This window comes from Streptomyces sp. UNOB3_S3, from assembly GCF_020740895.1.
GTDB lineage: Bacteria > Actinomycetota > Actinomycetes > Streptomycetales > Streptomycetaceae > Streptomyces.
Genome location: NZ_JAILXP010000152.1, coordinates 1 through 16,516, shown reverse-complemented (window position 1 = coordinate 16,516; position 16,516 = coordinate 1). Strand labels below are relative to the sequence as shown.

The window sequence follows — 16,516 nt, the reverse complement described above, 5'->3', positions numbered from 1 at the left end:
CACCCACCCCGCGCCGCCAGGCGCGGAAACCCCCACCGGCGGTGAGCCGAAACACAGCTGACGCCCCGTCGACCGGTAACCAACAATGGCCCCCATGCGCCCTACGACCCGAAGGTCCCTCCTGACCGGCCTGGCGGCAGCCGCCGTCACCACCGCGGCCACCCGGACCGCCACCGCGACCTCCGCGGCCCCGGCGGCCACCGCCGTCACCGCCGCATCCGGCGACGAACTGTTCGCCTCGAACACCGCGCTCTACGTCAGCCCCCTCTTCAAGGAGGGCACCGACTGGGCCCGCCGCTACCGCCGCACCGGCCTGGACACCGTCCCGGGCCACTCCCGGGCGACCGCCCCGCTCACGGCCGTGGTCGCCCCGCACGGCGGCAACCTGGAGGACGGCACCAGCGAGCTGTGCCTGGCGGTCGCGGGCTACGCCCCGGAGGACCCGATGGCCCGGTACGGGTCCGGCCCCGCCTACGACTACTGGATGTTCGAGGTTCTCGCTACAGAAAGCCGCGCGGTCCAGCAGATGCACGTCACGTCGACGCACTGCGACGACCCCGCCGCGCTCGCGATCGTCGGCGGCAGCCGCCACGCGGTCTCCGTCCACGGGTGCAAGAACCCCGGCGGCTCCGGGTCGCAGAAGCTGATCCAGATCGGCGGCCGCGACGCGACGATGAAGAAGAACCTGTACGAAGCCCTCCGCGACCGGCTCGGCAGCGGCGTGACCCTCACGCTGCCCGACGGCGGCCTGGACGGCGACGAGCCGCTGAACATCTGCAACCGCACCTACAGCGGCGCGGGCGGGCAGCTGGAGCTCTCCACCGACCTGCGCAGGGCCATGTTCGGCGACTTCGCCTCCCCGGCCACGCGGGCCGCGACGTACGGCCGGTCCGCCGACGGTACGGCGGCCCGTTACTGGGACGGTTTCGTCGCCGCCGTCCGCGAGGCGATCGCCCGCACGGAGAAGAGCGGCGGCTGAGCGTCGACACCCCCGGGGGCGTGCCCGTCCCCGGGCTCTCTACCCTTGGTGCCCGCCAGCCTGTGGCGTGAGTGACGGACGTGAGGGAATGGAGACCTGCGGTGACGACGGGGGAGCCGAACGGCCAAGAACTGGTCGGGCAGACACTCGGCGGACGCTACCGCGTCACCGCCACGCTCGGCCGGGGCGGCATGGGCGTGGTCGCCCGCGCGGTGGACGAGCTGCTGGGCCGCGAGGTCGCCGTCAAGGTCCTGCGGGCCTATACCGACGCCTCCGCGCCCGAGCTGGCCGATCTGCGGGCCCGGATGCGGCGGGAGGCGCAGGCCGCCGCCCGTATCCGGCACAGCGGCGTGGTCACCGTCCATGACGTGACCGAGGAGCAGGGCCTCCCGGTCATCGTCATGGAACTCGTCGACGGCCCCTCGCTCGACGACGTCCTGGCCGAGCGCGGCACGCTGGAGCCGCACGAGGCCGCGGCCATCGGCGCCAAGCTGATGGATGCGCTCGACGCCGCCCACCGGGCCGGCGTGCTGCACCGTGACGTCAAGCCGGGAAACGTGCTGCTGGAGCGCGGCGGCAGGGTCGTCCTGACCGACTTCGGCATCGCGACCCTGGACACCACCGGCGACGACGCCATGGCCAAGCTGACCCGCAGCGGCGAGATCATCGGCTCCCTCGACTATCTGCCCCCGGAGCGCGCGCAGGGCACGGATCCCGGCCCCGCGTCGGACATCTGGTCGCTCGGCATGACGCTGTACGCGGCCGTGGAGGGCGCGTCGCCGTTCCGCCGTACGTCGGTGTGGTCGACGCTGACGGCGATCGTCAACGAGCCGCTGCCGGAGCCGAAGCGCGCGGGCGCGCTCACGCCCGTGCTGCGCGCGCTGATGGCGAAGGAGCCGGAGGACCGGCCCACCGCCGACGAGGCCCGGCAGATGCTGGAGCGGGTCGCGGCGGGACGGACGGTGAACCTCGGGCAGAAGTCCTCGGCGCCGCCGTCCCCCGCGCCGCTGCCCCCTGTCGCACCGACGCCGACCGCACTGTCGCCCGCCGCGCCGCCCCAGGCATTCGGCCCTCCGCCCACGGCGTTCCAGCCACAGCCACAGCCACAGCCACAGCCTCACCCGCAGCCGTCGTACGGCGGCGGATACGGCTACCCACAGCCCGCCGCTCCCTTCCCCGCCCAGCCCGCCGCGCCGGAGGCGGGCGGCGGCCGGGCACGGCGGGGCCGCAGCCGTGGGATCGTCGCGGGCGCGGCGGCCGCCGTCGTGCTCGCCGGTGGCGGTGTCAGCTACGCCCTGATGGGTGAGCACGACGACAAGCGCGGCAACGTGGCACAGCAGACGTCGCCCACGCCCGACTCCCCGTCGGACGGCGACATGGTCACCGCGCCGTCCGAAGGCCCCGTCGTGGACCCGTCCGGCACCCCCGTGGGGCCGACACCGAGCGCGACGCCGGGCAACGGCAAGAACGACAAGACGAGCCCTTCGGCGTCGCCGAGCGGCGGCAAGTCCCCGAAGGCGTCGCCCTCTCCGTCGTCGACGGTGTCGAAGAGCTGCCTCGGCTGGAAGCACTCGGACCCCAATCCCGGCACCTACGCCTATATGACCGGCACGTACAAGCTGGGGACCGGCCCGTACGCGGCCTGCCCCACGCTGCCCGAGGCGAAGTCCGGCGTGAAGGTCTGGTTCCACTGCTACGTCACCAACGCCTACGGCCACAAGTGGACGTACGTCCGCATCGAGGGCACGAAGACCATGGGCTGGATGTACAACGCCAACTTCACCCGCCAGAACGGCGCGGACACGCCCTGTTAGGGCCCCTTCGCCCGGTACCGGGTCCACGCGGAGAGGCGTGAACCCGGCGGGGAGGACGGTTCAGTCGGGGCAGGTTCCGTTGATGTTGACGCCCTCGCCGGCAAGGCCGTTCTGGATGGTCCTGCACAGGTCGCCGCCGGTCGACATGGAGGCGGCGGGGGCGGCCTGAGCTGCCGGGGCTGTGGCGACGGCTCCCAGGACGGCGAGGACCGTACTTGCTGCGAGTGCGAGGACGGTTCGTCGGGTGCGGCTCACGTGTCTCCTCCAATGCGGCCGGATGGGCTGCGGTGAGTCTTTCCCGCTCGTCGCGGAAGGCCGCCGGCGGGACGGGGCGCCAGGAGGTGTACGGGGTGGTGCGTAATGGCCTTGGCGGGTGAAGCCTCTTCCCGCAACCCTGTACAGGCTGTAGCGGATCGTTTCCGCAGCCCCACACGAGTGACATGCCGCATGCGGGCGCGGCGGCGGGGGCAACCCCTGCCCGGCCTACCCTGGAATCACGGGTGGTACATCCGTACGCCAGGAGGCCGTCATGACCAGAAAAGTCGCCGACTGCCGCAAAGCGCCGAGCGAATCCCACTGCACGCTGACGATCGCGGGCGAGGAGGAGGAAGTCCTCCGCGCTGCCACCGAGCACGCGGTGTCCGTGCACCAGCACGAGGACACGCCCGAGCTCCGCGAAATGATTCGCGGCATGCTGGAGGACGAAACGGCGCCGGGCGCCTGACCCGACGGGCCGGCCCCCGCGGCGCCCTCCCCGCCGCCGCGGGGAGGGGAGCGCGCGTGCGCGCGGGGCTCAGCCCTGGGCGCCCCGGCGAAGCCGCCCGGACCGGACCTCGCCTATGAACGAGGTCCAGGCCGCCGGCTCCAGCAGGATCGCGGGACCGGCCTTGTCCTTGGCGTCGCGGACGCCGATCAGCCCGGACCGAGTCGCGATCCCCGCGACCTCGACGCAGTTCTGTCCGGCGTTGCTGTAGGACGACTTCACCCAGGTGGTGGGCGTTTGTGCAACGGTTCGTATGCTAGGCATCGTTGATCTCTCGCGATAGTTGCTGAAGGAATCCCGGAGTCTGTTCAGGCGGCATGGCGGAGGCTCGGAGGGCGTTGAACTTACGGGAGAACCGTCCGACCTCGCGCGGCTTGTCCGACATGGACATGGCTCCCCAGGGCACGTCGACCTGGACGGTCGTGGGCAGCGATTCGCCGAGGTCGAGAACCGTGAAGTCGCTGTGGAAGCGATAGCCGATCTCGTTCGTTCTCAGGATCTGCACTGTCACGTTCTCGAGTTCCGTGAGCGCGATGATCTCGGCGTATTGCTCGCGCATCACATGGGAGCTTCCGATGGTGTGGCGGAGCGCCGCTTCCCCGAGGATCGCCCAGAACATCACGGGATCTTCCTGCCGGGTCAGCAACCGCTTTCGCATCATCCGTAGCCGGACGCTCTGCTCGATGTACTCGCTCGTGAACTCGTCGTGCATCTTCTCCATCTCGAAGACGGCGGTCGCGTAGCGCTCGGTCTGGAGCAGGCCGAGGACGAGCGTGGGGTGCCACGCCTTGATGGCGCGTGCGACGGACTCGACACCGAAGAAAGTCCGTACGGATGTGTGGACCGTGCTGGCGAAGGACGTCCACTCCTGGCTGCCTGACTCGCGGTGCAACCGGACGAGCGAATCGATGTGCTCTTCGTCGGTGATGCCGTACCGGTCGAGGAGATTCCGCAGGTGACCGGCTTGTTTGAGCGGGATGCTCCCGGTCTCCACGCGTTGTAGCTGCGCTTCGCTGAACCCCAGCCCTGCGACCGCCTGTTCGAGCGTCAGGTCTGCGTCGCGACGCAACCGGCGGAGTTCGATGCCGAGTTCGATCCGTCGAGCGGTCGGGCCGATCCGCGCGCCCACCCTCATCGCCTTCCGTGGTCGCTTGGTGCTGAGTCGAGTCTGGCACCCCGTGATGGCTTCGTGCACCCCTCTGTCTCCCCTGTGTGCGCCTCTGGCCTTGTCGTTCGCGCTGTCACCGTCGCCATGCGTGCTCCTGTCGGGGCCTTGGCATTTGCCGGTTTCGAAGCTAGTGGGGATTCGGTGCGGATTCGCTTGAATCCTAACTTCGCCACACGGCAGGGTGATTGGTGTGCCCGAACGAGGTGGCGCACCAACTCCCGTCAATCGCCCGAGGAGCCGCCATGCCCCCGTACCCCCTCACCGGAAACGCCGGTGAAGGACTCACCCGCGTACCGCCCCCGCAACTGCCAACGCGCCCGCGGCCCAGGCCGGGGATCGAGGAGGAGATCCGCGAGGCCGTCACCGTGGGGCAGCACCTGCCCGCCCCGGCGAGGGCGGACGTCCTGAGCGAACGACTCCTCGCCTACATCCGCGTCACCGCTGCCGCCGTCGAGGCGGCCGTGGGCGGGCGCCCGGCGGGGGACCCGGTCCGGGAGGACGCGCTGGCCGTCGTCAGGGAGGCCCGGGCGCGGCTGGGGCTGACGGCCGGTGACGGCTATGTGTCAGCGATTATCCGCATCAGGAGCCTCGGAAGAGGCGCCGAAGCGCTGCTGGAACAGCAGCAGTTGCTGCGGATCACCACGGCCGAGACCTCCGTCGCCGTACCGCACGCGTCAGACGCCGGCGTCATCGCCATCGGGGCAGCGGAAACCTGCACGACGTGCCACGAACTCGTTGAGAAAAGGCGTGAGTCGCAGGCGCGGAACGACTGGGCGGCGTCGCGCGAGGCGAACGGTCGCCTCGAAGAGCACCGCCACGCCGACCACGCTCCCGCGTAGACCGGTGACCGGAGGGGGCGGGGGCACCGCCCCCTCACCGGCGGTCGGCGGGAATTGACCTCCCATTCCCGCCGGGAATTGCACCATCCTCCAGGTCTCCCCGCTCCCTAGAGTCGTGATCACGGCGACCGACGACCCAGGAGGCCACGGCCATGACCAGCGACAACACCGACTTCCCCGCACTGCTCACCCGCGCCGCCGAGGCCGAGGTCACGAGCGACCCCAGCAGTGTCATCACGCTGCTGGCCGACTCCGACACCACCGGTGGTCTGATGACGAGCTACCGCTCGACGTTCGCCGAGGGGGCGCCCGGCGCGCCGGCGCACTTCCACACCCGGGCGGCCGAGATGTTCTACGTGATCGACGGCTCCCTCCAGGTGCTCGTGGACGAGGAGATCAAGGTGCTGGAGGCGGGGGACTTCCTCCTCGTGCCGCCGCGTACCCACCACGCGTTCGCGGCCGCGCCCGGGTGCGAGGCGGACGTGCTGATCACGTTCACGCCCGGCATGGCGCGCTTCGACTACATGCGGCTGCTGAACCGTGTGATGCGCGGGGAGGCGAGCCCGCAGGAGATCAGGGACTCCTCCGAGCGCTTCGACAACCACTACGTGAACAGCCCCGTCTGGAACGCCGCCCTCCGCGGCTGAAGGGCCCGACCGGGGCACCCGGGCACCGGAGCACGGTGGTGGAGCGGGTCACATGGAACACCGGCGAGCACAGCAAGGTGCTCTACCGGCGGCACAACCTCGTCCAGCGGGCGGCCGGCGAGACCGTGTCGCTGGTCGACGGCACCGTGGTGGAGGGGAAGTTCAAGGGCGGGCCGGTGGGTTCTCCAGGGGTCCAGGTCAGCCTCACCCCCCTGAGCTGCCTCACGGGCCGGGGCGTCGAGGTGATCGACGGCCCGACGACCCTCGTGTTCCTCTAGTTCCTCCGGCCGCACAGGGGTTGGGGCGGCCGCGCGGTCGCCCGTAGTGTCGTGTGGCACACGACCGCATCCGCGTGAGGAGCCGCTGTGGACGGGAAACGATTCGCCGAGAAGGTCGTCACCGGCGGCGGGTCCGGCATCGGTGCCGCCACCGCGTACCGCTTCGGGCGCGAGGGCGCCACGGTGATCGCCGTCGGGCGGACCGAGGACAAGCTGAAGCACGCCGCCGCGGGCGCCCCCGACGGTTCGGTGATCGTCCCGCGCGTCGCGGACGTCTCCGACGAGTCCGCGATCACCGCGCTGATCGCGGGTGTGGCCGAGGAGTACGGCCGGCTGGACGTGCTGGTCAACAACGCGGGCATCGGCGCGTCGGGAACCGTCGAGCAGACCGACACGGCCACGTGGCGCCAGGTCCTGGCGGTCGACGTCGACGGGGTCTTCTTCGCGTCGAAGGCCGCGCTGCCCCATCTGCGGCGCGTCGGCGGCTGCATCGTCAACGTCGGCTCGGTGTCCGGGCTCGGCGCGTCCAGCGGTCAGCCGCGCATGTTCTGAGTCAGTCGCACAGCGCGGAGTTGATCACGTCGACCTGCCTGAGGCCGCCGGCGCTGTCGGTCATCGTGTTGGTCATCAGCGCGGCGTGGCGGCCGTCGGCGGTGGCCGTGGTCAGCGAGCCGTAGCCCGGGACCGAGCCGGCGTGCCCCCATGCCGTGCCACCGCAGCGCAGGGCGAAGCTCTGCAGCCCGAGCCCGTAGCCGATGCCCTGGCCGAGGGGGATGGTCTTCTGCATCTCGGCCAGGCTCGCGCCGGACACGACCTTGCCGCCGAGGAGCGCCTGGTAGAACGTGGTCACGTCCTGCTGCGTCGAGATGAGCGCTCCCGCCGAGCTGTACGCGGACGGTTCGACCTCCGACGTGTTGTCGGTCCAGAAGAAGAACGGGCCGATCCTCGTGCCGTGGTATCCCGGCACGAACCGGACGGGGAGGGTGTGGTCCCCCGCCGAGGGGAAGGTGGTCTGGGTCAGACCGAGCGGTTCGATGATCCGGCCGGTGATCGCCCGGGCGACCGGCATGCCGGTGATCTTCTCGATGAGCATCCCGGCGATCTGGAAGTTCGTGTTGGAGTAGTGGAAGGCGGCGCCCGGCGCGGACGCCGGCGGGTGGCTCAGTCCCTCGCGCACCAGTGAGGACAGGGCGAAGGTGCCGTCCGGGTTCTGCGCGGTCGGTTGCCTGGACTCTGCGACTCCGCTGGTGTGCTGGAGGAGTTGCCGGACGGTGATGGCGTTGCCGTCGTAGCCGTTTCCGTTCACCACGCCCGGCAGGTAGCGCTCGATCGGTGTGTCGAGGGAGACCTTGCCCTCGTCGACCAGTTGCAGCACCACGGCCGCGGTGAAGGTCTTGGTCTGGCTGCCTATACGGAAGTGGAAGATGGGCTGGAGGGGTTTGTTGGTGTTGATGACAGCGGTACCGGAGGAGAGGTTCCAGGAGCCGGTGCTGTCACCGGCGTAGATCCCGGCGCCCGGTCCGGCTTGTGCCTGGTAGGAGTTCAGAGCCGCCTGGGTGGCCGGGTGGTCGGCGGCCTGCTGGGCCTGCGCGGAGGCCGGTAGCGCCAGCACGGCCGCGACCGCCATGCCGAGTGCGGTCGCGGGTATGCGTCTGCCGAGTTTCGTCGTCACGGATGTTCCTCGCCTGGATGGACGGGCACGGACGATCGAAGTCTTCGTATCGGGCGCGGCGCGGACGAGAGCCTCACCGGCCAAATATCCGGTCAGGGCCTGGTCGGCGCAGGGGTCAGGTCCGGTCGTCCAGCCGCCGCCTGTAGCCCACGCCCGGGCGGTCGCCGACGGTGATGTGGTCCGTGAGCGTGAAGCCGTTGCGTTCGAGAACGGTCCGGGAGGCCGGGTTGTCGAGGGTGGTGACGGCCGTGAGGGACGAGAGGCCGTACGTCGTGGCGGCCAGGCGGCACAGCGCGGCGACCGCGGCCGTCGCGACGCCCCGGCCCGCGGCCCGCTCGCCGATCCGGTAGCCGAGCTCGGCGGTGCCCCGCTCCACGTCCACGAGGTTCACGCGGCCGATCAGCCGGCCGCTGTCGTCGTCCAGGACGATGTGGAAGTGGATCGTGCCGGTCTCCTGCTCGGCGAGCAGGGCCTCGTGGCGGGAGGCGAAGCCGGTGAAGTACGCGTCGCCGCGGTCCGGTACGGACCGGGCGAAGTACGCGCGGTTCTCCAGCTCGAAGGCCAGGAGGGCGGGCGCGTGGTCCGCCCGGAGCCGTTCCAGTCTGATCATGTCCGGAGCGTAGGGAGCTCCCCGCGGATCCGCCATGGTCGGGAGCACTCCCGTCCCGGGGTATTATGGATGAGTCACGCGCCGCTAGCTCAGTTGGTTAGAGCAGCTGACTCTTAATCAGCGGGTCCGGGGTTCGAGTCCCTGGCGGCGCACACAGTGACGATGGCCTCACCGATCGGTGGGGCCATCGTTCGTTTCCGGCCCGGTGCGGGGCCGGCTACGCCGGGAAGCGGCGGCTCACCCATCGCCAGGTGAGCTCCAGCGCCACCGACGCCGCCACCGCGATGGCGACCGCCGCCCACGGCATCGTCGCCCCGACCAGCTTCAGCGCGAAGAAGCGCTGGAGCCAGGGCACCACGAGGACGACCAGGAACCCCGCCCCCATCGCCGCGACCAGCGCCACCCGCCACCACGCGTACGGGCGGGCGATGATCGCGAGCACCCACAGGGAGATCAGGAAGAGGGTCAGCGTCGCCGCGCTCGTCTCCGCGCCGAGCGTGTCCGCGCCGAGCCCGGCGTCCGCGTACTGGACACGGGCCAGCAGGTACGCGGCGAAGGTGGCCGCGCCCGCGATCAGGCCGGACGGGATCGCGTACCGCATCACGCGGCGGACGAAGTGGGGGCGGGCCCGTTCCTTGTTGGGGGCGAGGGCGAGGAAGAACGCCGGGACGCCGATCGTCAGCGTCGACAGCAGCGTCAGGTGCCGGGGGAGGAAGGGGTAGGGGACCCGGGTGCAGACGACCAGGACGGCGAGCAGCACCGAGTAGGCGGTCTTCGTCAGGAACAGCGTGGCCACGCGCGTGATGTTGCCGATGACGCGCCTGCCCTCCGCCACGACCGAGGGCAGGGTGGCGAAGCTGTTGTTCAGGAGCACGATCTGGGCGACGGCCCGGGTGGCCTCCGAGCCGGAGCCCATGGAGACGCCGATGTCGGCGTCCTTCAGGGCCAGGACGTCGTTGACGCCGTCGCCGGTCATGGCGACCGTGTGGCCCCGGGACTGGAGGGCGCCGACCATGTCCCGCTTCTGCCGCGGGGTGACGCGGCCGAAGACCGCGCCGCGGTCCAGGGCCGTGGCCATCGCCTCTGTCTCGTTCGGCAGCTTCCGGGCGTCGACGGGGGTCTCGGCGCCGGGCAGGGCGAGTTTGGCGGCGACGGCGCCGACGGAGACCGCGTTGTCGCCGGAGATCACCTTGGCGGAGACGTTCTGCTCGGCGAAGTAGCGCAGGGTCTCCGCCGCGTCGGAGCGCAGCCGCTGCTCCAGGACGACCAGGGCGGTGGGGCGCACGTCGTCGGTGACGCGGGGGTCGTCCAGGTCGCGGGCGGTGCGGGCGAGCAGCAGGACGCGCAGGCCCTGGGCGTTGAGCCCGTCGGCCTCGGTGAGCGTGGGGTCGCCGGCGGGCAGCAGGACGTCGGGGGCGCCGAGCAGCCAGGTGCCGGAGTCGCCGTCGGGGCCGTTGAGCGCGGCGCCGCTGTACTTGCGGGCGGAGGAGAAGGGCAGCGCCTCGGTGCAGCGCCAGCCGTCCGAGCCGTCGGGGTAGGCGTCGATGATCGCCTGGAGGCTGGCATTGGGCCGGGGGTCGGCCTCGCCGAGGGCGCCGAGCACCTGGCGCACGTACGACTCCCGGTCCTCGGCCAGTACGCGCAGCTCGCTGACGTCCATGCCGCCCTCGGTGAGGGTGCCGGTCTTGTCGAGGCAGACGACGTCGACGCGGGCGAGGCCCTCGATGGCGGGCAGCTCCTGCACCAGGCACTGTTTGCGGCCCAGCCGGATGACGCCGATGGCGAAGGCGACGGAGGTGAGCAGCACCAGGCCCTCGGGGACCATCGGCACGATCCCGGCGACCATGCGCCGCACGGCCTCCTGCCAGTCGTGCCGCTGGACGACGAGCTGGCTGAAGACGAGGCCGATGGCGGCGGGCAGCATCAGCCAGGTCACGTACTTGAGGATCGTGCTGATGCCGGTGCGCAGCTCGGAGTGGACGAGGGTGAAGCGGGTGGCCTCCTCGGCGAGCTGGGCGGCGTAGGCCTCGCGGCCGACCTTGGTGGCGGTGAAGGCGCCGCCTCCGGCGACGACGAAGGAGCCGGACATCACCGGGTCGCCGGGCTTCTTGAGCACCGGGTCGGCCTCGCCGGTGAGTAGCGACTCGTCGATCTCCAGGCCGTCGGCCTCGACCACTTCGCCGTCGACGGCGCACTTGTCGCCGGGGCCGAGCTCGATGACGTCGCCGAGGACGATCGCGCCGGTGGGGAGGGGGACGGGGGTGCCGTCGCGGCGGACGGTGGGCTTGACCTCGCCGATGACGGCGAGGGAGTCGAGGGTCTTCTTGGCGCGCAGTTCCTGGAAGATGCCGATCGCGGTGTTGGCGATGATGACGAAGCCGAAGAGGCCGTCCTGGAGGGGGCCCACGACGAGGATGATCAGGAAGAGGACGCCGATGATGGCGTTGAACCGGGTGAAGACGTTCGCCCGGACGATCTCCCGGGTGGAGCGCGAGGACCGTACGGGTACGTCGTTGACCTCGCCCCGCGCCACGCGCTCGGCGACTTCGGCGGCGCTCAGCCCGGGGTGCGCGGTTGTCACGATCTGCGAGGGATCGCTCATGTTCCGACGGTAACCGGACGGCTTCGCCCTTGCTCAGCCGGAGCCCAGCCGGTGCTCAGCCGGAAGTCAGCGCTCCCCGGCGTCCTGGGCGGCCTGCGCCGCCGCGTGCCGCTTGATCGCCGCGTCCCGCTTGCGGACGTACCAGATGCCGATCAGTCCCAGCCCGCCGCCCGCGAGGCATGTCCACACCCACCACAGGTGCCCGTGGTCCCGGAACCAGCCGTAGAAGGGCAGTTGCCCGAGGAAGAGGACGAACCACACGATCGTGCCGCCCGTGACCGTCGCGACGACCGGTCCCTCCAGGGGTTCGGGCGCTTCGTGGGTCGGTGTCCACTTCGTCATGTCGGCCAGCCTAGTGCGTCCGGGTGGGCGGGCGGCGGTGGAGCCCTTGCGCCACCGGGGTCTACGCGCGGAGATAGCCAAGTGGCCTTTGTTTATTCATACTGAATCGAACTGGATTTGATTGACTGCTTTTGTTTGATCGTACAGGAGAGATCAAAAGCAGCCCGTCCTTGATCCATTTGTTTTGTCCCGACGGCCTCCCCGGCCGCCCTCACGACTGAGGTCACGCATGCCCACCTCGGCCACCCCAGCCGTCGACGCCCCGCAGCCGTCCCCCATGCCCGCCACGCCCCCCACGGGGAAGAACGCCCTCGACCGGTACTTCCGGATCAGCGAGCGGGGCTCGTCCGTCTCCCGGGAGCTCCGCGGTGGACTGGCGACCTTCTTTGCGATGGCGTACATCATCGTGCTGAACCCGATCATCCTCGGGGCCGGTCACGACAAGTACGGCCACCAGCTGGACAACGGCCAGTTGGTCACGGCCACCGCGCTGATGGCCGGTCTCACCACCGTCCTCATGGGCGCGGTCGGCAACGTCCCCATCGCCTGCGCCGCCGGCCTCGGCATCAACGCCGTCGTCTCGCTCCAGCTCGCGCCCAAGATGAGCTGGCCGGACGCGATGGGCATGGTCGTCCTCGCCGGCCTGGTGCTGATGGTCCTGGTCGCCTCCGGTCTGCGGCAGCGCGTCATGGACGCGATCCCCGGCGGGCTGCGGCGCGCCATCGCGATCGGCATCGGCATGTTCATCTCGCTGATCGGTCTGGTGGACTCCGGCTTCGTCTCCCGCAACCCCGACGCCGCCCACACCACCGTCCCCCTCGCCCTCGGCCAGGGCGGCCAGCTCCAGGGCTGGCCGGTGCTGGTCTTCGCGGCGGGCCTGCTGCTGACGTTCGTCCTGCTCGTCCGGAAGACGCCGGGCGCGATCCTCATCGGCATCGTCGTGATGACGTTCGTCGCCATCGTGATCAACTCGCTGGTGAAGGTCCCGGACCTCGAGTGGGGCCTGTCCGTCCCCAGCTGGCCGGACAAGATCGTGGACACCCCCGACTTCGGGCTCGTCGGAAAGGTCAGCCTCTTCGGCGGCTTCCACGAGGTGGGCTGGCTGACCGGCTGCCTGTTCGTCTTCACCGTGCTGCTGTCCGGCTTCTTCGACGCGATGGGCACGATCATCGGCGTCGGCGAGGAGGCCGGGCTGACCGACGAGAAGGGTCAGCTGCCCAACATGGGCAAGATCCTGATGATGGACGGCGTCGCCGTCGCCGCGGGCGGCGCGGGCTCGGCCTCCGCCAACACCTGCTTCGTGGAGTCCACGGCCGGCGTCGGCGAGGGCGCCCGCACCGGTCTCGCCAACCTGATGACCGGCGGCCTCTTCCTCCTCGCCCTGGTCTTCACCCCGCTCGCCAAGATCGTCCCCTCGCAGGCCGCCACCCCGGCCCTGCTGGTCGTCGGCTTCCTGATCATGGCGTCCAACGTCCGGGAGATCGACTGGAGCGACTTCACGATCGCCATCCCCGCGTTCCTGACGATCGCCACGATGCCGTTCACCTACTCGATCACCAACGGCATCGGCCTCGGCGTCCTGTCCTTCATCGCGCTGCGCATCGCGGACAAGCGCGCCCGTGAGATCCCCTGGCTCCTCAACGCGGTCGGCGCCTGCTTCCTGATCTACTTCATGCTCGACCCGATCGAGCGGGCGCTGGGCGTGAAGTAGCGGCTGGATGTGGAGTAACGCCTGAGCGACGCGTCACGAGGGTGGGTACGGGCCGGTCCCGTACCCACCCTCTCGCCGTGGTGGGGGCCGTGCTCCCACGTGTGCCCCCGTACGCCCCAGTGCTCACTTTATTTAGTTCAGGTAATGAGTTAATCTAATAAACATGCCGGACCTGTCCAGCGCACCACACCACACCCCGCGCGACACACCAGACGACGAAGCCGCCGTGAACGCCCTGCGCTCCGCGGTGATGCGGCTGGGCCGCAGGCTCAAGCACCAGCGGGTCGACGAGTCGCTCAGCCCCGCCGAGATGTCGGTGCTGGGCACGCTCGCCCGCTGTGGCTCCGCCACGCCCGGGGAGCTCGCGCGCAAGGAGCACGTACAGCCGCCGTCGATGACACGCATCGTGGCGCTGCTGGAGAGCAAGGGACTGGTCCGGCTGGAGCCGCACCCGGAGGACCGCCGCCAGAAGGTGGTCCGCCAGACCGAGCAGGCCGAGGCCATGCTCGAGGAGAGCCGGAGGAAGCGGAACGCCTGGCTGGCGCAGCTGGCCGGGCAACTGGACGAGGACGAGTGGGAGGCGCTGCGCGCCGCCGCGCCCGTCCTGGAGAAACTCGCGCACCTGTAAGCGCACGGAGAAGGAGGCGAACCCACCTTGAGTACGGGACCCGGAGCAGACTCCGCACCCGCACCGAACCGCCACCACGACGCACGCACCACCTCTCTGCCGCACCTGGACCGCAGCCTCAAGGCCGCTTCCAAGTCCGGTTCCAAGGGGGGCACCTTCAGTTCGCTCCGGATCCGCAACTACCGGCTCTTCGCCACCGGCCAGGTGGTCTCCAACACCGGTACCTGGATGCAGCGAATAGCCCAGGACTGGCTGGTCCTCAGCATCACCGGCTCCTCCGCCGCCGTCGGCATCACCACGGCGCTGCAGTTCCTGCCCATGATGCTGCTCGGCCTCTACGGAGGCGTCATCGCCGACCGCTGCCCCAAGCGGAAGCTGCTGCTGTTCACCCAGGCCGCGATGGCCGTCACCGGCCTCGCGCTCGGCGTCCTCACCCTCACCGGGCACGTCCAGGTCTGGCACGTCTATCTGACCGCGCTCGCTCTCGGCCTCGTCACCGTCGTCGACAACCCCGCCCGCCAGGCGTTCGTCGTCGAGATGGTCGGCCCCGCCGATCTGCGCAACGCCGTCAGCCTCAACTCGGCGAACTTCCAGTCCGCCCGGCTCGTCGGCCCCGCCGTCGCCGGTGTGCTGATCACCGCCGTGGGCAGCGGCTGGGCGTTCCTCCTCAACGGGCTGTCCTTCGCCGCGCCCATCGCCGCGCTGCTGCTGATGCGCGCCTCCGAGCTCCACAAGGTCGAGCGCGCCCCGCGCGGCAAGGGCCAGCTCAGGGAAGGGCTGCAGCACGTCGCGTCGCGACCGGAGCTCATCTGGCCGATCGTGCTGGTCGGCTTCATCGGCACCTTCGGCTTCAACTTCCCCATCTGGCTCACGGCGTTCGTCAACGACGTCTTCCACGCCGACGCCAGCACCTACGGTCTGCTCAACACGCTGATGGCGGCGGGCTCCCTGGTGGGCGCCCTCCTCGCCGCGCGCCGCGGCACCTCCCGGATGCGGCTGCTGGTCGGCGCGGCCCTGGCCTTCGGCCTGCTGGAGATCGCCGCCGCGCTGGCGCCCTCCTTCTGGGCCTTCGCCCTGCTGCTCGTACCGATCGGCATGTGCGGCCTGACCATCAACGTCACCGCCAACTCCGGTATCCAGCTGGCCTCCGACCCCGCGATGCGGGGCCGCGTGATGAGCCTGTTCATGATGGTCTTCATGGGCGGTACGCCGCTGGGCGCGCCGCTCGTCGGCTGGGTCACGGACGTCTACGGGCCCCGGGTGGGCTTCCTGGCCGGCGGTGTCGTCTCGACGCTGGCGGCGACGGCGATCGGGCTGGTGCTCGTGCGGGCCGGCGGCATGCGGGTGCGGGTCGGCTTCCGCCGGGGACACCCGGTGGTGGCGTTCGTGCCGCGGCAGCCGACGGCCGAAGCGGGGCGGGTACCGGCGGTGGTCTGACGACCCTCCGCTCCCCGAGTGCCGGACGGGCCGGATCCAGCCCGTCCGGCGCTTGAGGACAAGGCGCAGCAGCCCGTCCGGCGCTTGAGGACAAGGCGCAGCAGCCCGTCCGGCACTCGGGGACAAGGCGCAGCAGCCCGTCCGGCGCTCGAGGACGACGCGCGTCGGCGCGGAGGGGGCCGGGGGCCTGCCCCCGGTCACGGGCGGTCAGACCCGCCGCGCCAGCACCTGCCCCGGCCACTCCTCGACGGTGAACGCCTCCGTGGGCGTGAACCCCTGCCCGGCGTAATAGGCCACCAGCCGCCCGTCGTCCCCCGCGTAGCAGTCCACCCGCAGCAGCGCCACGCCCCGCCGCCGGGTCTCCTCCGCCGCGTGGGCCAGCAGCGCCGCGCCCACGCCGCGTCCCGCGAAGCGGCGGTCGGTGACCAGCAGATGGACGTAGACCTCGGGCTCGCCGGCCGGGGCGACGTACGACGTCGGGCGGGGCGCGAGTGTCAGCGTGCCCGCCGGCACCCCGTCGACCTCCGCGATCCACGGCGCGCCCACCCGGACGATCTCCATGACCTTCGCGACCGCCTTCGGCTGGGCCGACCACGGCTCGGTGCCCCACTGCCCCGTACGCCCCAGGGACACCAGCCATTCCACGGCGCCGTCGAGCATCGCGAGTATGGCGGGGATGTCGTCCTCCCCGCCCTCCCTGATCCGCAAGGAGCCGGGCTCCGTCGACTTGATCTCCATATGCGGGACACTAGCCGTATGCGCCTGTTCGTCGCGGTGAATCCCCCGGAGCTGGCCGTCGCCGAACTCGCCTCGGCCGTCCACGACTTGCGTGCCCTGCCGGGCGCGGAGCGGCTGCGCTGGGCCGAGCGGCCCGGCTGGCACTTCACGCTCGCCTTCCTCGGCGAGGTCGACGAGGCGCTGCTCCCGGAGCTCACCGAGCGGCTGGGGCGCGCCGCGCACCGGCATCCGGCGCACGCGCTGCGGCTCGCGGGCGGGGGCCGGTTCGGGGACCGGGTGCTGTGGGTG

General features: G+C 70.9%; 19 protein-coding genes and 1 tRNA gene. 12 read left to right on the top strand and 8 right to left on the bottom strand.

Features of this window, described 5'->3' with window-relative positions; genetic code table 11:
* The first annotated feature begins 94 nt into the window (after positions 1-94).
* Both K6I33_RS18090 and K6I33_RS18085 read left to right on the top strand, forming a co-directional pair.
* Positions 95-979 (top strand): poly-gamma-glutamate hydrolase family protein, encoded by an 885-nt coding sequence (locus K6I33_RS18090; protein WP_229353457.1) that lies wholly within the window; start codon positions 95-97, stop codon positions 977-979.
* 101 nt (positions 980-1,080) lie between these two features.
* Entirely contained in the window at positions 1,081-2,793 is a 1,713-nt protein-coding gene (locus tag K6I33_RS18085; protein WP_229353455.1) for a serine/threonine-protein kinase, read from the top strand.
* 60 nt (positions 2,794-2,853) lie between these two features.
* Here the strand turns inward: K6I33_RS18085 and K6I33_RS18080 are convergent, their stop codons facing one another.
* A complete protein-coding gene (locus tag K6I33_RS18080; RefSeq protein ID WP_229353454.1) occupies positions 2,854-3,048 on the bottom strand; it encodes a hypothetical protein in 195 nt (64 codons plus the stop codon).
* A 274-nt stretch (positions 3,049-3,322) separates the two neighbouring features.
* On the opposite strand from K6I33_RS18080, the gene K6I33_RS18075 reads away from it, so the two are divergent.
* Entirely contained in the window at positions 3,323-3,517 is a 195-nt protein-coding gene (locus K6I33_RS18075) for a DUF1059 domain-containing protein (protein ID WP_229353452.1), read from the top strand.
* 69 nt (positions 3,518-3,586) lie between these two features.
* Here K6I33_RS18075 and K6I33_RS18070 read toward each other — a convergent pair whose 3' ends face one another.
* Positions 3,587-3,820, bottom strand: a complete 234-nt coding sequence (locus K6I33_RS18070) for a DUF397 domain-containing protein (protein WP_229353450.1) — start codon at positions 3,818-3,820, stop codon at positions 3,587-3,589.
* Positions 3,813-4,691: a helix-turn-helix transcriptional regulator gene (locus K6I33_RS18065; RefSeq protein ID WP_238491739.1), complete on the bottom strand. Its 879-nt coding sequence runs from the start codon at positions 4,689-4,691 to the stop codon at positions 3,813-3,815. Before K6I33_RS18065 ends, K6I33_RS18070 begins: the two co-directional genes overlap by 8 nt.
* 275 nt (positions 4,692-4,966) lie before the next feature.
* On the opposite strand from K6I33_RS18065, the gene K6I33_RS18060 reads away from it, so the two are divergent.
* From K6I33_RS18060 to K6I33_RS18045, 4 genes are all read left to right on the top strand, one after another.
* Positions 4,967-5,563 (top strand): DUF6415 family natural product biosynthesis protein, encoded by a 597-nt coding sequence (locus K6I33_RS18060; RefSeq protein WP_229353443.1) that lies wholly within the window; start codon positions 4,967-4,969, stop codon positions 5,561-5,563.
* Between the two features lie 152 nt (positions 5,564-5,715).
* Positions 5,716-6,210, top strand: coding sequence for a cupin domain-containing protein (locus K6I33_RS18055; RefSeq protein ID WP_229353433.1), 495 nt, complete (start codon positions 5,716-5,718; stop codon positions 6,208-6,210).
* 38 nt (positions 6,211-6,248) lie between these two features.
* The gene (locus K6I33_RS18050; protein ID WP_229353429.1) at positions 6,249-6,488 is read left to right on the top strand and encodes a hypothetical protein; all 240 of its coding nucleotides are present in this window, start codon (positions 6,249-6,251) and stop codon (positions 6,486-6,488) included.
* An 87-nt stretch (positions 6,489-6,575) separates the two neighbouring features.
* Positions 6,576-7,040: an SDR family oxidoreductase gene (locus tag K6I33_RS18045; RefSeq protein ID WP_229353428.1), complete on the top strand. Its 465-nt coding sequence runs from the start codon at positions 6,576-6,578 to the stop codon at positions 7,038-7,040.
* A 1-nt stretch (position 7,041) separates the two neighbouring features.
* Here the strand turns inward: K6I33_RS18045 and K6I33_RS18040 are convergent, their stop codons facing one another.
* Together K6I33_RS18040 and K6I33_RS18035 are read right to left on the bottom strand one after the other, a co-directional pair.
* On the bottom strand, positions 7,042-8,160 hold the full coding sequence (locus K6I33_RS18040; protein WP_229353426.1) for a serine hydrolase: 1,119 nt from the start codon (positions 8,158-8,160) through the stop codon (positions 7,042-7,044).
* Positions 8,161-8,275: 115 nt separating this feature from the next.
* Positions 8,276-8,770, bottom strand: coding sequence for a GNAT family N-acetyltransferase (locus K6I33_RS18035; RefSeq protein ID WP_229353422.1), 495 nt, complete (start codon positions 8,768-8,770; stop codon positions 8,276-8,278).
* A gap of 78 nt (positions 8,771-8,848) precedes the next feature.
* On the opposite strand from K6I33_RS18035, the gene K6I33_RS18030 reads away from it, so the two are divergent.
* Positions 8,849-8,922, top strand: a tRNA-Lys gene (locus tag K6I33_RS18030).
* Between the two features lie 65 nt (positions 8,923-8,987).
* Here the strand turns inward: K6I33_RS18030 and K6I33_RS18025 are convergent.
* Positions 8,988-11,372 (bottom strand): HAD-IC family P-type ATPase, encoded by a 2,385-nt coding sequence (locus K6I33_RS18025; protein ID WP_229353421.1) that lies wholly within the window; start codon positions 11,370-11,372, stop codon positions 8,988-8,990.
* 66 nt (positions 11,373-11,438) lie between these two features.
* Positions 11,439-11,714 carry a DUF2530 domain-containing protein gene (locus K6I33_RS18020; protein WP_229353420.1) on the bottom strand — a complete coding sequence of 92 codons (276 nt, stop codon included), beginning with the start codon at positions 11,712-11,714 and terminating at the stop codon, positions 11,439-11,441.
* A gap of 229 nt (positions 11,715-11,943) precedes the next feature.
* Here K6I33_RS18020 and K6I33_RS18015 point away from each other — a divergent pair, with 229 nt between their 5' ends.
* The 3 genes from K6I33_RS18015 to K6I33_RS18005 all read left to right on the top strand — a co-directional run bounded on the left by K6I33_RS18015 (position 11,944) and on the right by K6I33_RS18005 (position 15,490).
* Positions 11,944-13,425, top strand: a complete 1,482-nt coding sequence (locus K6I33_RS18015; protein ID WP_229353419.1) for an NCS2 family permease — start codon at positions 11,944-11,946, stop codon at positions 13,423-13,425.
* Between the two features lie 163 nt (positions 13,426-13,588).
* Entirely contained in the window at positions 13,589-14,053 is a 465-nt protein-coding gene (locus K6I33_RS18010) for a MarR family winged helix-turn-helix transcriptional regulator (protein WP_229353417.1), read from the top strand.
* Positions 14,054-14,149: 96 nt separating this feature from the next.
* Positions 14,150-15,490 (top strand): MFS transporter, encoded by a 1,341-nt coding sequence (locus K6I33_RS18005; protein ID WP_374285014.1) that lies wholly within the window; start codon positions 14,150-14,152, stop codon positions 15,488-15,490.
* Positions 15,491-15,697: 207 nt separating this feature from the next.
* Here the strand turns inward: K6I33_RS18005 and K6I33_RS18000 are convergent, their stop codons facing one another.
* The gene (locus K6I33_RS18000) at positions 15,698-16,228 is read right to left on the bottom strand and encodes a GNAT family N-acetyltransferase (protein ID WP_229353414.1); all 531 of its coding nucleotides are present in this window, start codon (positions 16,226-16,228) and stop codon (positions 15,698-15,700) included.
* Between the two features lie 18 nt (positions 16,229-16,246).
* On the opposite strand from K6I33_RS18000, the gene K6I33_RS17995 reads away from it, so the two are divergent.
* A partial coding sequence (locus K6I33_RS17995) for a 2'-5' RNA ligase family protein (protein ID WP_275126721.1) occupies positions 16,247-16,516 on the top strand: 270 nt, incomplete at its 3' end.

Coding starts and splice junctions, on each gene's coding strand:
- K6I33_RS18090 (WP_229353457.1), top strand. CDS start 95: ATGCGCCCTACGACCCGAAGGTCCCTCCTGACCGGCCTGGCGGCAGCC.
- K6I33_RS18075 (WP_229353452.1), top strand. CDS start 3,323: ATGACCAGAAAAGTCGCCGACTGCCGCAAAGCGCCGAGCGAATCCCAC.
- K6I33_RS18070 (WP_229353450.1), bottom strand. CDS start 3,820: ATGCCTAGCATACGAACCGTTGCACAAACGCCCACCACCTGGGTGAAG.
- K6I33_RS18065 (WP_238491739.1), bottom strand. CDS start 4,691: ATGAGGGTGGGCGCGCGGATCGGCCCGACCGCTCGACGGATCGAACTC.
- K6I33_RS18060 (WP_229353443.1), top strand. CDS start 4,967: ATGCCCCCGTACCCCCTCACCGGAAACGCCGGTGAAGGACTCACCCGC.
- K6I33_RS18055 (WP_229353433.1), top strand. CDS start 5,716: ATGACCAGCGACAACACCGACTTCCCCGCACTGCTCACCCGCGCCGCC.
- K6I33_RS18035 (WP_229353422.1), bottom strand. CDS start 8,770: ATGATCAGACTGGAACGGCTCCGGGCGGACCACGCGCCCGCCCTCCTG.
- K6I33_RS18025 (WP_229353421.1), bottom strand. CDS start 11,372: ATGAGCGATCCCTCGCAGATCGTGACAACCGCGCACCCCGGGCTGAGC.
- K6I33_RS18020 (WP_229353420.1), bottom strand. CDS start 11,714: ATGACGAAGTGGACACCGACCCACGAAGCGCCCGAACCCCTGGAGGGA.
- K6I33_RS18015 (WP_229353419.1), top strand. CDS start 11,944: ATGCCCACCTCGGCCACCCCAGCCGTCGACGCCCCGCAGCCGTCCCCC.
- K6I33_RS18010 (WP_229353417.1), top strand. CDS start 13,589: ATGCCGGACCTGTCCAGCGCACCACACCACACCCCGCGCGACACACCA.
- K6I33_RS18000 (WP_229353414.1), bottom strand. CDS start 16,228: ATGGAGATCAAGTCGACGGAGCCCGGCTCCTTGCGGATCAGGGAGGGC.